General features: G+C 68.4%; 16 protein-coding genes. 8 read left to right on the forward strand and 8 right to left on the reverse strand.

Translation table 11 applies throughout. From position 1 onward, the window contains the following. The first annotated feature begins 31 nt into the window (after positions 1-31). The 7 genes from Q9R20_RS04275 to Q9R20_RS04305 all read left to right on the forward strand — a co-directional run bounded on the left by Q9R20_RS04275 (position 32) and on the right by Q9R20_RS04305 (position 4,680). Positions 32-433 (forward strand): YbaB/EbfC family nucleoid-associated protein, encoded by a 402-nt coding sequence (locus Q9R20_RS04275; protein ID WP_311248151.1) that lies wholly within the window; start codon positions 32-34, stop codon positions 431-433. 68 nt (positions 434-501) lie between these two features. Continuing rightward, positions 502-753 carry a hypothetical protein gene (locus Q9R20_RS04280; RefSeq protein ID WP_311248152.1) on the forward strand — a complete coding sequence of 84 codons (252 nt, stop codon included), beginning with the start codon at positions 502-504 and terminating at the stop codon, positions 751-753. Beyond that, entirely contained in the window at positions 750-2,039 is a 1,290-nt protein-coding gene (locus tag Q9R20_RS04285) for a hypothetical protein (RefSeq protein ID WP_311248153.1), read from the forward strand. Before Q9R20_RS04280 ends, Q9R20_RS04285 begins: the two co-directional genes overlap by 4 nt. Before the next feature lie 2 nt (positions 2,040-2,041). Further along, positions 2,042-2,314 (forward strand): hypothetical protein, encoded by a 273-nt coding sequence (locus Q9R20_RS04290; RefSeq protein ID WP_311248154.1) that lies wholly within the window; start codon positions 2,042-2,044, stop codon positions 2,312-2,314. 321 nt (positions 2,315-2,635) lie between these two features. After that, positions 2,636-3,001: an SseB family protein gene (locus tag Q9R20_RS04295; protein ID WP_311248155.1), complete on the forward strand. Its 366-nt coding sequence runs from the start codon at positions 2,636-2,638 to the stop codon at positions 2,999-3,001. Positions 3,002-3,011: 10 nt separating this feature from the next. Then, complete coding sequence (locus tag Q9R20_RS04300; RefSeq protein WP_311248156.1) at positions 3,012-3,539, forward strand: hypothetical protein; 528 nt, start codon at positions 3,012-3,014, stop codon at positions 3,537-3,539. Between the two features lie 964 nt (positions 3,540-4,503). Then, positions 4,504-4,680 (forward strand): hypothetical protein, encoded by a 177-nt coding sequence (locus tag Q9R20_RS04305; protein WP_311248157.1) that lies wholly within the window; start codon positions 4,504-4,506, stop codon positions 4,678-4,680. Between the two features lie 118 nt (positions 4,681-4,798). Here Q9R20_RS04305 and hemL read toward each other — a convergent pair whose 3' ends face one another. The 5 genes from hemL to hemQ form a co-directional block, all read right to left on the reverse strand. Next, entirely contained in the window at positions 4,799-6,139 is a 1,341-nt protein-coding gene (gene hemL, locus Q9R20_RS04310; protein WP_311248158.1) for a glutamate-1-semialdehyde 2,1-aminomutase, read from the reverse strand. 103 nt (positions 6,140-6,242) lie between these two features. Continuing rightward, positions 6,243-7,226 carry a porphobilinogen synthase gene (gene hemB / locus Q9R20_RS04315; protein WP_311248159.1) on the reverse strand — a complete coding sequence of 328 codons (984 nt, stop codon included), beginning with the start codon at positions 7,224-7,226 and terminating at the stop codon, positions 6,243-6,245. Next, positions 7,223-8,038 (reverse strand): uroporphyrinogen-III synthase, encoded by an 816-nt coding sequence (locus Q9R20_RS04320; RefSeq protein WP_311248160.1) that lies wholly within the window; start codon positions 8,036-8,038, stop codon positions 7,223-7,225. The genes hemB and Q9R20_RS04320 overlap by 4 nt, the downstream gene beginning before the upstream one ends. Further along, positions 8,035-9,033, reverse strand: coding sequence for a hydroxymethylbilane synthase (gene hemC / locus Q9R20_RS04325; protein ID WP_311248161.1), 999 nt, complete (start codon positions 9,031-9,033; stop codon positions 8,035-8,037). Before hemC ends, Q9R20_RS04320 begins: the two co-directional genes overlap by 4 nt. Beyond that, positions 9,030-9,701: a hydrogen peroxide-dependent heme synthase gene (hemQ, locus tag Q9R20_RS04330; RefSeq protein WP_295840130.1), complete on the reverse strand. Its 672-nt coding sequence runs from the start codon at positions 9,699-9,701 to the stop codon at positions 9,030-9,032. Before hemQ ends, hemC begins: the two co-directional genes overlap by 4 nt. Before the next feature lie 138 nt (positions 9,702-9,839). On the opposite strand from hemQ, the gene Q9R20_RS04335 reads away from it, so the two are divergent. After that, positions 9,840-10,628, forward strand: coding sequence for a DUF4239 domain-containing protein (locus Q9R20_RS04335; protein ID WP_311248162.1), 789 nt, complete (start codon positions 9,840-9,842; stop codon positions 10,626-10,628). A 62-nt stretch (positions 10,629-10,690) separates the two neighbouring features. Here the strand turns inward: Q9R20_RS04335 and Q9R20_RS04340 are convergent, their stop codons facing one another. From Q9R20_RS04340 to Q9R20_RS04350, 3 genes are read right to left on the reverse strand one after another with little or no spacing between them, the layout of a single operon-like run. Next, the gene (locus Q9R20_RS04340) at positions 10,691-10,969 is read right to left on the reverse strand and encodes a hypothetical protein (protein WP_311248163.1); all 279 of its coding nucleotides are present in this window, start codon (positions 10,967-10,969) and stop codon (positions 10,691-10,693) included. After that, entirely contained in the window at positions 10,959-11,369 is a 411-nt protein-coding gene (locus tag Q9R20_RS04345) for a phage holin family protein (protein ID WP_295840133.1), read from the reverse strand. Before Q9R20_RS04345 ends, Q9R20_RS04340 begins: the two co-directional genes overlap by 11 nt. A gap of 3 nt (positions 11,370-11,372) precedes the next feature. Further along, a complete protein-coding gene (locus Q9R20_RS04350; RefSeq protein ID WP_311248164.1) occupies positions 11,373-11,771 on the reverse strand; it encodes a hypothetical protein in 399 nt (132 codons plus the stop codon). Positions 11,772-11,828: the final 57 nt, after the last annotated feature.

Genomic DNA, 11,828 nt, shown 5'->3' on the forward strand with positions numbered 1-11,828 from the left:
GAGGGAGGTGAGCGGGACTACCATCACCCGAGTGACAGACCTCTTCTCCTCTCGTGAAGCCGAGGCGGCGATCGCCCGCATCGAACAGCAGGTGGCCGAAGCCCAGGTGCGGGCAGTCCAGGCGCAGCAGGTGCAGGCGGATATCGACGCCGTCCGCGCGTCGGCGACTTCTCCGCGGCGCGAGGTGACGGTGACCGTCGATGCGGCGGGGCGTCTGGCCGGTATCCGCCTCGCGGATGCGGCGTACGAGTTGCGTACGGATGCATTGGAACGGTTGATCGTGGAGACAGCGGGGCGCGCTCAGGTGCTGGCCGGCGAACAGGCTCTGGAGATCACGCGGGCCGCGTTCGGCGCCGACTCCCCCATCGTCGGGCACCTCGCAAGCGAGCTGGATCGCGAGCCGCCGTCCCAGCCCATGGGCTTCCGGGTCTGACGCGCATGGCCGACCGCATCGCCGTCGATTCCGAACTCATCGGGTCGCACGCCTCGCGACTGAGCGCCGTGGCATCCGACATCTCCGTCGCCCGTGACGCCGGGTCCTCCGGGGGCCTGAATGCCGAGGCGTTCGGCGTTCTCTGTTCGTTCCTGGTGCCTCCCGCGACGATGGCGGCCGATGCCGCCCGCGCGCTGATCGGTGCCGCCGAAGACATGGTGCGCCGCTCCGCGACCGAGATCGTCGGTGTCGGCAGCGACATGGACGCCTACGAGCAGAAAGTGATGGAGACCGTGCGCGCTTTGGAGGCGGGCCTGTGAGCAACGCGCTCATCGCCGGTCCCGTCGACACGGCGACGCCGTTCAGCGGTGCGGGGCTCCTCGACTCCGGAACACAGCTCGCGCACGCCATCGAATCCGGTAACTGGGTCGAGGGCGGCCTCGCCGCCTTCGGCACCGCCGCCGATACCGTCGCCGCCGTCATGGACCCGCTGGGTTCGCTCATCGCCGCCGGCCTCGGCTGGCTCATCGACCACTTCGAGCCCATCAAAGGCTGGTTCAACGACCTGACCGGTGATGCCGGCGCGGTCGCCGGGTTCTCACAGACCTGGACCAATGTCCAGAAACAACTCGACAGCACCGCCGACTACCTCGACCGTGTCGTCACCGACCTCGACGACATGGCCGGAGAAGCCATCGAGGCCTACCGCCGCTTCCAGACCGACGCCGCCGCCCACATCCGCGCCTCCGGTCAATGGGCCGGGGCGATGGCCACCGGGCTGCAGATCGCCTCGACGATCGTGCAGGTCGTTCACGACCTCGTCCGCGACATCCTCTCGCAGCTCGTCGGCTCGGCGATCTCCTGGGCGACGCAGGCCGTCGTCACCGTCGGTATCGCGACCCCGTGGATCGTCGCGCAGGTCTCCTCGCGCGTCGCCAGCTGGACCGCCAAGATCAGCAGCAAGCTCACCGGCCTGCTGCGCTCGTGCGGCAAGCTCGGGGATCTCCTGAGTGAGCTTCGGGCGCTGATGAGCCAAGGGGCCAAAAAGTTCTCAGAGGTGCTGGGAAAGGGCTCTGCTCCTCAACCCCATGCTTCGGCACCTCGCACACCTCGCCCCAAGTGGGGCGACGAGAATGGGAACGTCGATATCCGATCCGTTCTCGATACCGAAACCCCGGAGCCGCCAGTGGGCCCTGTCAACCCATCCGATGTCGTGTTCGACATCCCACGCGATGGTCACGTCTTCTGGTCGGGACGGACCGACATCGCGACGGAAGCAGGTACCGGAACCTACGGCAGCAGCGGAATTGCTGCGGGCCTTGCTCGACAACACGAGGCAACGACACTCGAGATGTACCTTGCTGACAACGGCATCGCCATGCCGAAGTGGGGCGAGCCGGGCGCGGAGGAGGCTTGGGGCGAGATCTCTCGCAGGTACGCAGATGCAGCAAGCGGCGAGGTGCACGTCGTCCTGGGCTCGAGTATGCGCCCAGGCAACATCTGGGAAACTCGCGAACTCGGCGCGCTTCAGTCCAATCCCGACGTAACCCGGATCGTAGCCATCGATCCCAGTACCGGCGCAACGCGCACGATCTTCGAGAGGTAGTCATGACGAGCCTGGACGACGCGCTGGTTGCGTACATCTGGAAGCCGGGATCCTCGATCCCGGGCAAGCATCCTGGGGCCATTGCCGACTCGGCGGCGAGAGGCGAAGTGGAAGCAGTCATTGCCGAGTTGGACGCGATCCGTCCTGACGCCGATGCAGCGGATCTCATGCCGTGGGCTGACAGGAAGGCCCGCGAGATTGCGGCCACTCATCCGGATATTGGTGACGCTGGCACCCGCGCACTGCGGGACCTCCTCAGTTGGACGTGGCGCTAGAGCAGGGGGCCCCGCAGCGGACTGACACGCTGCCGGAACGGCCCATCGCTCGCCGATTGGCGGGTCCGAACTCGCGCGATTCCCCTCCGAATCCGAGGCGTGCGCTTTCATCCTCGACCAGGTGCGAAAGAATCACCGTCCAGGGGTTCACCTGACTCCGGAAGAGAAGGCAGAATCCGAACGCACCACTCGCGACTTCGACGAAGAGTTGCGGCGCACTTTGGGACTCTGACGGAGGCGCTGGAATCGACGCGAGAGGCGCTCGCGTATCGACTCCCTCTCGTGTCGTCTAAGCCACCCAGCGGATCGAGGAGACTTCTGATGGCCTCAGTGCTCGAGACAGCGATCGCCCGAGCACGATCGAGCCAGCTCACCATGCAGTCGGTGCTCTGGACGTTCGCGGCGAGCACGCTCTACGTTCCGAGCGGGGCGGACCCGGGAGAGACGTTCAAGGACTTCCAGCCCGTGCTGTTCCCGAAAGACGACCACTCGATGATGGCCGTCTTCACATCCCCTCAGGTGGCCGAGCGCGTCACCCACCTCGCGCCGTTCATCGTCGCCATGTCGGGGAGCCAGCTGCTGCTGCAATCCCCGGCGACGCAGGGCCGCGTCGTCAACCCCGGTTCGAACCTCCGATTCGACATCGAGCCGGCGGGGATTGCGAAGTTCCAAACCGAACTGGCGTGACGGCTCCCTGATGCCGTCGATAGACCTCGGATGTCCGGCGTGCCTCGACCTCGCGATGCGCGAGCAGCAACCGAAACTCGTGCTCACAACATCGCCCGACGACTTCCTGTACCGCTGCGACTACTGCCAGACGTGGTGGACCGGGAACAGCCGGTTCCGCAACCCCGTCACCGTTCGTGACGCCCAAGCGAGCTTTCCCGGACACGGTGTTGCAAGCTCACCCGCCGTCGACGACGCGGAGCTGAGCGAAGCGGTCGTGCTCTACACCGGCTGGGGTGTCTCACCGGAACCAAGCGATGATCTGGGAGCCGCGGTTGCCCGATTCGGTGATGATGCCTCCGACCTCACCCCCGTGCTGACCGCATTCATTCGTGGTTCGGCGTCCATCGCTTTCCACGAGGTCGCGCCCGCGGACGACGGGCTTCTCGAGCGTGTTCGCATCAAACTGGCGGCCATCATGCCGCGCCTCTCGGCAGACGCCATAGACGCTCTGGCGTGGCGTTGGCCGACCGTGGTCCCGAAGACCTCGCCATTCTAGAACGCACCGCCCTCGCCGGGGGTCGGACACAGAGCTGGCCCGCAGCGAACCGCACGAAAGTCGAGACTCGAGCATGAAGGACCTCACCTTCGAAGGACTCCGCGACATTCTCCGAGCCGAATTCGGTCCCTTTCCGCGGTGCAGGGCTTCTGGACCCGGGGACGAAGGACGCCGTCAGATAGGAAGTTATGCATGTCTTTCATCGATGACTCCGTCCTTAGCGACGCCATCGTGCGTTTTATCGGCGAAGACCGGTCGCTCACTCCCCAAGACGACATAACAGCCGCACGTGAAGCGCATCCCGACGAGGGCCCTGAGCTCGAATCGGCGATAGTTGAAACCGTTATCCCGGTTCCATGTACTCAACTGGTACGAACAGGGCGGGAACATATACATTGATATGAAGGAAGTCCCATGAGCGAAGGTGGCGAGATCCCATCGGGTCTATCTCCGGAAGAGCGACAACAGTCCATCGCAAGGATCCGCGAACTAGTCCGCCGTCAGCAAGCTGGCGAATTCAACACGAGGCCGGAAGTTCCGGAAAAGGCAGAAAGCATGCTTCCTGGAATTCGCACAGTTCGTCCCGCACCAGCGCCGGGGATCCCCTACCATCTCAGCCAGGACGGAGAGGGGGAGGATGAGAATGTCTCACCCAGCTGACTCGGCCCTCGCTTTTCTCCGTGCGCTGGAACGCCTCCCTCCCTACTCGGGCATCGTGTTCCACGGGCTCCCGTCCATCCCTCGATTGGCACCGGCCCGGTGGACGCGGGGTGTCACTGCCACGAGCAGAGATCCCCGAATCGCGACGGAGAACTTCTCGACACCTGCCGTCGCGGCGATCGTCAGCCGCACCGGGCGCGATATCACACAGTTCTCGGCCCACCCCACTGAGCAGGAGGTCGTCCTCCCGCCCGAGGCCGTCCTCCTCGAGGTTGCCCGAACCTCCCTCCCGGATGGTCGGCCGGTGGTGATCATCGAACAACTCGCCGAGCAGGATCCGTCCGCGGCGCTTCCCCCGACGCTCGATGCGCTCGTCGACCAGGTGCAGCGAATGCTTCAGAGTGGTTTGGATTCTCCGGACGCGCCCGTCACCACGCGCGGGAAATTCGTCGAGCCTCTCTTCTTTCTCGACGAGGAGTGATGCGAACGGCGCGACGGGAACACCGCGCGATTCGGGGAGCATGAATCCATGCCTCGTGACCGGGCGAGCCGCGCGCATCATCGCTGCAGATGAAACGCGTCCCTCCCGGGGATGACGTCTACTGCGCGAGCAGCGTCGGATCCAGCGCCTCCGCGGCCGCCTTCGCCGCGACCGGCAGCGCCTCGAGCACGCGGTCGAGGGCGACGTCGTCGTGGGCGGCGGTGAGGAACCACGCCTCGAACACGCTCGGGGGCAGCGAGACACCGGCATCCAGCATCGCGTGGAAGAACGGGGCGTACCGGTACGACTGCTGCGTCAGCGCGGTGGCGTAGTCGCGCGGAACCTCGGCCAGGAACGCGACACCGAACAGCGAACCCGCGCGCGGCACGGCGTGCACGACGCCCTCGGCCGTCAGCGCAGCGTCCAGCGCCTCCGACACCTGCGTGGCCGCGGCATCGACCGCCGCATAGACCTCGGGGGTCGCGAGCCGCAGCGTCGCGAGACCGGCGGCCACCGACAGCGGGTTCCCCGACAGCGTTCCGGCCTGATACACGGGGCCGAGGGGCGCGAGGTGGTCCATGATCTCGGCGCGACCGGCGAGGGCCGCCAGCGGCATGCCGCCGCCGATGACCTTGCCGTACGTGAGGATGTCGGGCAGGTACCGCTCGCCCTGCGACGCCTGCAGACCCCAGAACCCGGCGGGGTGCACGCGGAACCCGGTGAGCACCTCGTCCATGATCAGCAGCGCGCCGTGGCTGTGCGCGATGTCGGCCAGCGCCGCATTGAACCCGGGGAGCGGCGGGACGACGCCCATGTTCGCGGATGCCGCCTCGACGATGATCGCGGCGATGTTCTCGCCGTGCACCTCGAACACCTCGCGCACCGCGTCGAGGTCGTTGTAGGGCAGCACGAGCGTCTGCGCGGCGATCGGCGCGGGAACGCCCGCCGAGCCGGGCAGCGCGAGCGTGGCGACACCGGAACCGGCCGCCGCCAGCAGCCCGTCGGAGTGACCGTGGTAGTGCCCGGCGAACTTGATGAGCAGATCGCGACCTGTCACGCCGCGCGCGAGACGAATCGCCGTCATCGTCGCCTCGGTGCCGGTCGAGACCAGCCGCACCTTCTCGATCGGCTTCAGGTCGCCGACCTGCACGCGCTGCGCGACGAGATCGGCGAGCTCGACCTCGGCTCCCGTGGGCGCACCGAAGGACAGACCTCGGGATGCCGCGGACTGCACCGCCCCGACCACCTCGGGGTGCGCGTGGCCGAGCAGGGCCGGACCCCACGAGGCGACGAGGTCGACGTACTCGCGACCCGCGGCATCCGTGATCCGCGGGCCGGAGGCCGACTGTACGAACCGCGGCGTGCCACCCACGGAGCCGTAGGCACGCACGGGCGAGTTCACGCCGCCCGGGATGACGTCCTTGGCGCGAGCGAACCACTGGTCGTTGAGATCGGTCATGAATCCATCCTCCTAGAGGCCCCCTGAGTGAGGGGTCGAAAAATGTCGCTTCGGCGCCCTCCAGGCGACGAAAAGTGACCCCTCACACGTGAGAGGAGACGGGTCAGAGCTCCGCGCGGAGCCAGCGGGCGGCCTCGAGGGCCCAGTACGTCAGGATCGCGTCGGCGCCGGCGCGGCGGATGCCGAGCAGGCTCTCGAGGATCGCGCCGCGGCGGTCGATCCAGCCGTGCGCCGCGGCGGCCTCGACCATCGCGTACTCACCCGACACCTGGTACGCCCAGACCGGAACGTCGACCGTGGCCTTCACGTCGGCGAGCACGTCGAGGTACGGCAGGGCCGGCTTGACCATGACGACGTCGGCGCCCTCCTCGACGTCGAGGAGCGCTTCACGAACACCCTCGCGACCGTTGCCGGGATCGAGTTGGTACGACCGGCGATCACCCTTCAGCTGCGAGTCGACGGCCTCACGGAAGGGGCCGTAGAAGGCACCGGCGTACTTCGCCGAGTACGCCAGGATCAGCGTGTCGGTGAAGCCCTCGGCATCCAGAGCCTCGCGCACCGCGCCGACCTGGCCGTCCATCATGCCCGACAGCCCCAGCATCGCCGAACCCGCGCGCGCCTGGGCGAGCCCCATCGCCGTGTAGCGCTCGAGGGTCGCGTCGTTGTCGACGGCCCCGTCGGGCTGCAGCACGCCGCAGTGGCCGTGATCGGTGAACTCGTCGAGGCACAGGTCGGTCTGCACGACCACCGCGTCGCCGACCTCGGCCACCACGGCCTCGGTGGCGCGGTTCAGGATGCCGTTCGGGTCGTCGGCCCCGGAGCCGACGGCGTCGCGCACCTCGGGCACGCCGAAGAGCATGACGCCCCCGATGCGCTGCTCGGCGGCCTCGGCCGCGGCGCGACGGAGCGAGTCCATCGAGTGCTGCACGATCCCGGGCATCGACCCGATCGGGCTCGGCTCGGTGATGCCCTCGCGCACGAACATCGGCAGCACGAGCTGCGACGGGACGAGGTGCGTCTCACGGGCGAGACGACGGACGGCGGGGGTGCGGCGCAGGCGCCGCGGGCGGTGCTCGGGGAAGCTCATGGGGTCGATTCGTCGGTGTTGAGGGGAAAGCGGGCGACGGCTTCGATGAGGGAGTCGACGGTCTGGGTCTCGGCCACGACGTCGACGCTGAGCCCGGCGCGCTTGGCGTCCTTCGCGGTGCGCGGGCCGATCGCGGCGATGACCGTGGATGCCGGGATGTCGGGGAACTGCTCGACCACCTGTTCGGCGACCGAGCCGCTGGTGACGAGGATGGCGTTGATGCGGCCCGACTGCACGTCGGCCGCGATCTTGTCGGCCACCGGGACACCGACCGTGCGGTAGGCGACGACGCTGCGCACGTCGTGGCCGGCCTCGATGAGCAGGCGCGTGAGCACCGGCTTGGCGATCTCGCTGCGGAGGGTGAGGACCTTGCGCGGCTCGGTTTCGATCGCGATCATCTGCTCGGCCATGCCCTGCGCCGAGTTGTCGCGTTCCGGGACGAGGTCGACGTGGTAGCCGACGGCCTGCATGGCCGCAGCGGTCGTCTCGCCGACGACGGCGACCTTCGTCTCGTCGGGGATGACCGCCTTGTAGGCGTAGAGCACATCGACGGTCGTCGCGCTGGTGAGGGTCAGCCAGTCGAAGCGCCCGTCGGCGAGGTCGGCGAGCGCCTGATCGAGCGTCGCCTGATCGTTGGTGGGCGCGAAGTTGATGAGCGGAGCGATGACGGGCACCGCCCCGAGCTGCCGCAGGCTCGCCGCGACACCGTCGCCCCACGGGCCGCCGCGCGGCACGAGGACGCGCCGACCGGCGAGCGGTTTGGGCACGCTGCCCGTCGAGGGGTTCGGCGTGTGCCGGTGGCCTTCATTCATGTGGTCGACTCTCGTGGTACCAAGTCGGCCGCCCCACGTTCGAGCAACCGACGCGCGGCTTCTCGGCCCGTTCGCGCCGCACGCGCGATCGGCCCCCCGTCGTCGGCAGCATCCGCTCCATTGCCACTGCCCGTTTCCCCACCATACCCCGGTGCGAGACGCACGGTCCGGTCGATGCCGATCCGTTGCGTTCCGTCGAGCGCGTAGACCACGGCGCGCAGACGCAGATCGCCGTCGGCGATCGCGGCGTGCGTGCCGACGGGGGCGCTGCACCCGGCGTCGAGCGCCGAGAGCACGACGCGCTCCGCGGTGATCGCGACGCGGGTGTCCTCGTCGTCGAGCTGGGCGAGGGCGGCGAGGATCACAGGGTCGATGTCGGAGCGGGTCTCCACCGCGAGCGACCCCTGTCCGGGCGCCGTCGGCCATTCGGCGAGCCCCAGGTACTCGGCCTGCAGACCACCCAGGTCGCCGCCGAGCCGCGAGATACCCGCGGCCGCGAGGATGACGGCATCCAGGTCACCGTCGCGAACGCGCGCGAGACGCGAGTCGACGTTGCCGCGGATGTCGTGGATGTCGAGACGAGGGTTGTGCCGCAGCGCCTGCGCGATGCGGCGCGGCGAACCGGTGCCCACGCGTGCTCCGGGCGCGAGCGCCGACAACGGCGTCCCGTCGCGCGTCACCACGACGTCGCGCGCGTCCTCCCTCGGCGGGGTCGCGGCGATCACGAGCCCCTCGGGCTGCAACGTCGGAAGGTCTTTGAGTGAGTGCACGAGGAAATCGCACCGATCGGCGGCGAGCGCCTCGCGCAGGCCGTTCGCGAAGACACCGCGCCCGCCGAGCTGCGACAGGGACGCGCGGTTGACGTCGCCCTCCGACACGATCGGCACGAGCTCGACGGGACGACCGGATGCCGCGGCGACCGCGTCGGCGACCATCTGCGACTGCGCCATCGCCAGCGCGCTGCGGCGGGTGCCCAGGCGCAGAGGCGCGTTCACTGGAGGATCTCGGGGATCTCGTCGAGCGTGACGAGTCGGCCCGTGTAGAACGGCACCTCTTCGCGCACGTGGCGGCGAGCCTCGGTGTAGCGCAGGTCGCGCATCATGTCGACGAGATCGGTGAGCACGTCGGCCTCCATCGGCAGCAGCCACTCGTAGTCGCCCAGGGCGAACGAGGCGACCGTGTTGGCGATGACGCCCTTGTAGGCCGAGCCCTTCTTGCCGTGTTCGATGAGCATCTCGCGCCGCTCCTCCTCGGGCAGGAGGTACCACTCGTAGCTGCGCACGAACGGGTACAGGCACAGCCACTGCTGCGCCTCGATCCCGCGGAGGAACCCGGGCACGTGCGAGCGGTTGAATTCGGCGTCGCGGTGCACGCCCATCGCGTTCCACGTCGGCAGCAGGTTCTTCAGCAGCTCGGTGCGGCGCAGGCGCCGCAGGTCGCGCTGGAGCGCCTGCGGGTCCTCGCCGTGCAGCCAGACCATGAGGTCGGCGTCGGCGCGCAGACCGCTGACGTCGTAGAAGCCGCGGACGGTGACGCCGTCGGCCTCCACGAGCGAGACGAGGTCGGCGAGTTCGGTGGCATCGGCGGCGGTCACCGGGTTCTCGGGATCGCGGCGGAACACCGCCCACAGCGTGTACACGGAGGAGGAGCTGTCAGAGGACATGACTCCTAGTCTCGTCTCGTCGCGGCGGCGGGCCAAACCGGTTGACTCGTCGGCGAGGGGAACACAGGTGCGGCCACGCCGTGCGCATTGGTACTGTGCGACGACGGCATCGGGGGATGCCTCGCGAAGGGGTGCGCGATGTGGCTGTACGACCTGCCCATGTCCGTGGGATTGCCGCTGTTCATCGTGCTGGTGGTCGGCGGATCGTGCGCCATCCTGCTCGTCCTGCGCATCTGGGTGTTCCGCGTCGCCCCGCAGGGTGAGGAATGGGATCGCGTCCTCAGCTACGCGGTGGGCGCGTACGGCGTCTTCTACGGCGTGACGCTCGCTCTCATCGCCGCGGCCGCCTACGGCAATTTCACCGAGGTCGACGGGGTGGTGCTCGAGGAGTCCTCATCGCTGGCCGCGCTGTACCGCACCGCGGCGCTGCTGCCCGAGCCTCAGTCGACCCAGGTTCAGGAGCAGATCGGCCAGTACACGCGCAACGTCATCGACCTGGACTGGCCGATGCAGCGCCGCCTGGAGATCCCGAAGGAGACGGATGCCAACATCACCGCCATCCAGCAGGCGATCGGCGCCGTGCAGCCCGCGTCGCCCGCCGAGATCCTCTACGTGCAGCAGTCCCTCGACCAGTTCCACGCTCTCGTGGAGAACCGCCGGGAGCGCATCGCCCTGACGCATCTGGCGCTGCCGAGCGTGCTGTGGATCGTGCTGTCGGTCGGCGCCGTGCTGAACGCCGTCCTCATCGGCCTCATCGAGGTGAGGAACCTGCGGGTCCACCTGCTCATGTCGGGCATGCTCGCCCTCTTCGTCGCACTGCTGCTGTACGCCATCGCCGGCTTCGACCACGCGTACGCGGGTCCGATCGCCGTGACCCCCGAGTACTTCGAGGACCTGCTCAAGGGCCTGTTCGTCGACGAGCCGTAAGGGTCTGACCAGGGACGACGAAGCGGCCCGCCCCACCAGGGGACGGGCCGCTTCACGATTTCTCAGCGCGTGTACGCGTTGACGAGCCCCCACACGGCGAGGCCGACCGCGACCGCGACGCCCGCGACGGCCGCAGCAGCGGCCCCCGGATTGCGCTGGGCCTTGGCCCGGACGTCGTGGATCGTGCGGTCCACGGCATCGCTCGCACGGCGCGGCACGTTCGCCTTGACCTCGATGGCGGCCAGAGCCGCCTTGAGCTCGGCGCGGGCCGATTCGACGGGGTCGGTGATGCCGAGGGGCACCGCCGTGCGCGGCACGGGAACGGGACGCTCAATACTCATCGCGGGCCTCCTTGACGATGCGGACGTCTTCGGCGATGGCCTTGCCCGGGTTCTCGCGATTCGACAGCTTCTTGAACCGGAGGTAGCCGAGCAGGGCAAGGATCGCCGTGATGACGATCATCACGCCGAACACGACGAGGGCCGACAGCCACACCGGCCACCACGACGAGAGTCCGGCGATGACGAAGGCGAAGAACACCGGCACGGCCCAGAAGACCACGATCAGCGCGCCGACGAACCAGCCGGCACCGATCCCGGCGTCTTTCGCGGTGCGCTGCGCCCACGCCTTGGCGCCGTTGATCTCGGCGACGACGAGGTTGCGCACCAGTTCGGGGATGTCGCCGATCAGGGTGAACAGACTGTCGTCGGTGCGATCGCGGAATCCGCGCGGAGTGGTCATGCCTCAGCTCCCGGACGAGTCGGTGCCGCTCTTGGCCTTCGCCCGCGCGGTGGCCGTCTTCTCGGCCTGCTTGGCGTCGTCGACGGAGTCCTCAACGACGTCGGCGACCTCGCCGGCGGACTGCTTGGCGGCGCGTCCGGCCCGCTCGGCCCGTTCCTGCACGGTGCCCGAGCCCGAAGCGGCGTTGGTGACGGACTTCGCGCCCTTCCACACCACACCGGGAACGGACTTGAGGGCGGAGACGCCGAACGACTTCACCTTCTCGACCTGTCCCTGGACGGCCGGTCGGTCCCAGACCTTCTCGGCCTGAGCCTTGATCTGCTCGTACCGCTCGCGGCCCGCGCGTGCTCCGAGCACGTAGCCCGCCACGAGTCCGACGACGAGTGCTGCTTTGCCCCTCATGGGGTCTCCTCACGCTCGATCGAGTGCTGGTCGAGTCTCACAGTAGTCATGTATGCC

Origin of the sequence: Microbacterium sp. PRF11 (assembly GCF_031844085.1) — a bacterium.
GTDB lineage: Bacteria > Actinomycetota > Actinomycetes > Actinomycetales > Microbacteriaceae > Microbacterium.

What these genes read in the sequence shown, in the direction of transcription:
- Q9R20_RS04345 (WP_295840133.1), bottom strand. Translation starts at nt 11,369, where the DNA reads ATGACCACTCCGCGCGGATTCCGCGATCGCACCGACGACAGTCTGTTC.
- hemL (WP_311248158.1), bottom strand. Translation starts at nt 6,139, where the DNA reads ATGACCGATCTCAACGACCAGTGGTTCGCTCGCGCCAAGGACGTCATC.
- Q9R20_RS04340 (WP_311248163.1), bottom strand. Translation starts at nt 10,969, where the DNA reads ATGAGTATTGAGCGTCCCGTTCCCGTGCCGCGCACGGCGGTGCCCCTC.
- Q9R20_RS04350 (WP_311248164.1), bottom strand. Translation starts at nt 11,771, where the DNA reads ATGAGGGGCAAAGCAGCACTCGTCGTCGGACTCGTGGCGGGCTACGTG.
- Q9R20_RS04320 (WP_311248160.1), bottom strand. Translation starts at nt 8,038, where the DNA reads ATGAATGAAGGCCACCGGCACACGCCGAACCCCTCGACGGGCAGCGTG.
- Q9R20_RS04335 (WP_311248162.1), top strand. Translation starts at nt 9,840, where the DNA reads ATGTGGCTGTACGACCTGCCCATGTCCGTGGGATTGCCGCTGTTCATC.
- Q9R20_RS04295 (WP_311248155.1), top strand. Translation starts at nt 2,636, where the DNA reads ATGGCCTCAGTGCTCGAGACAGCGATCGCCCGAGCACGATCGAGCCAG.
- Q9R20_RS04290 (WP_311248154.1), top strand. Translation starts at nt 2,042, where the DNA reads ATGACGAGCCTGGACGACGCGCTGGTTGCGTACATCTGGAAGCCGGGA.
- Q9R20_RS04300 (WP_311248156.1), top strand. Translation starts at nt 3,012, where the DNA reads ATGCCGTCGATAGACCTCGGATGTCCGGCGTGCCTCGACCTCGCGATG.
- hemQ (WP_295840130.1), bottom strand. Translation starts at nt 9,701, where the DNA reads ATGTCCTCTGACAGCTCCTCCTCCGTGTACACGCTGTGGGCGGTGTTC.
- hemB (WP_311248159.1), bottom strand. Translation starts at nt 7,226, where the DNA reads ATGAGCTTCCCCGAGCACCGCCCGCGGCGCCTGCGCCGCACCCCCGCC.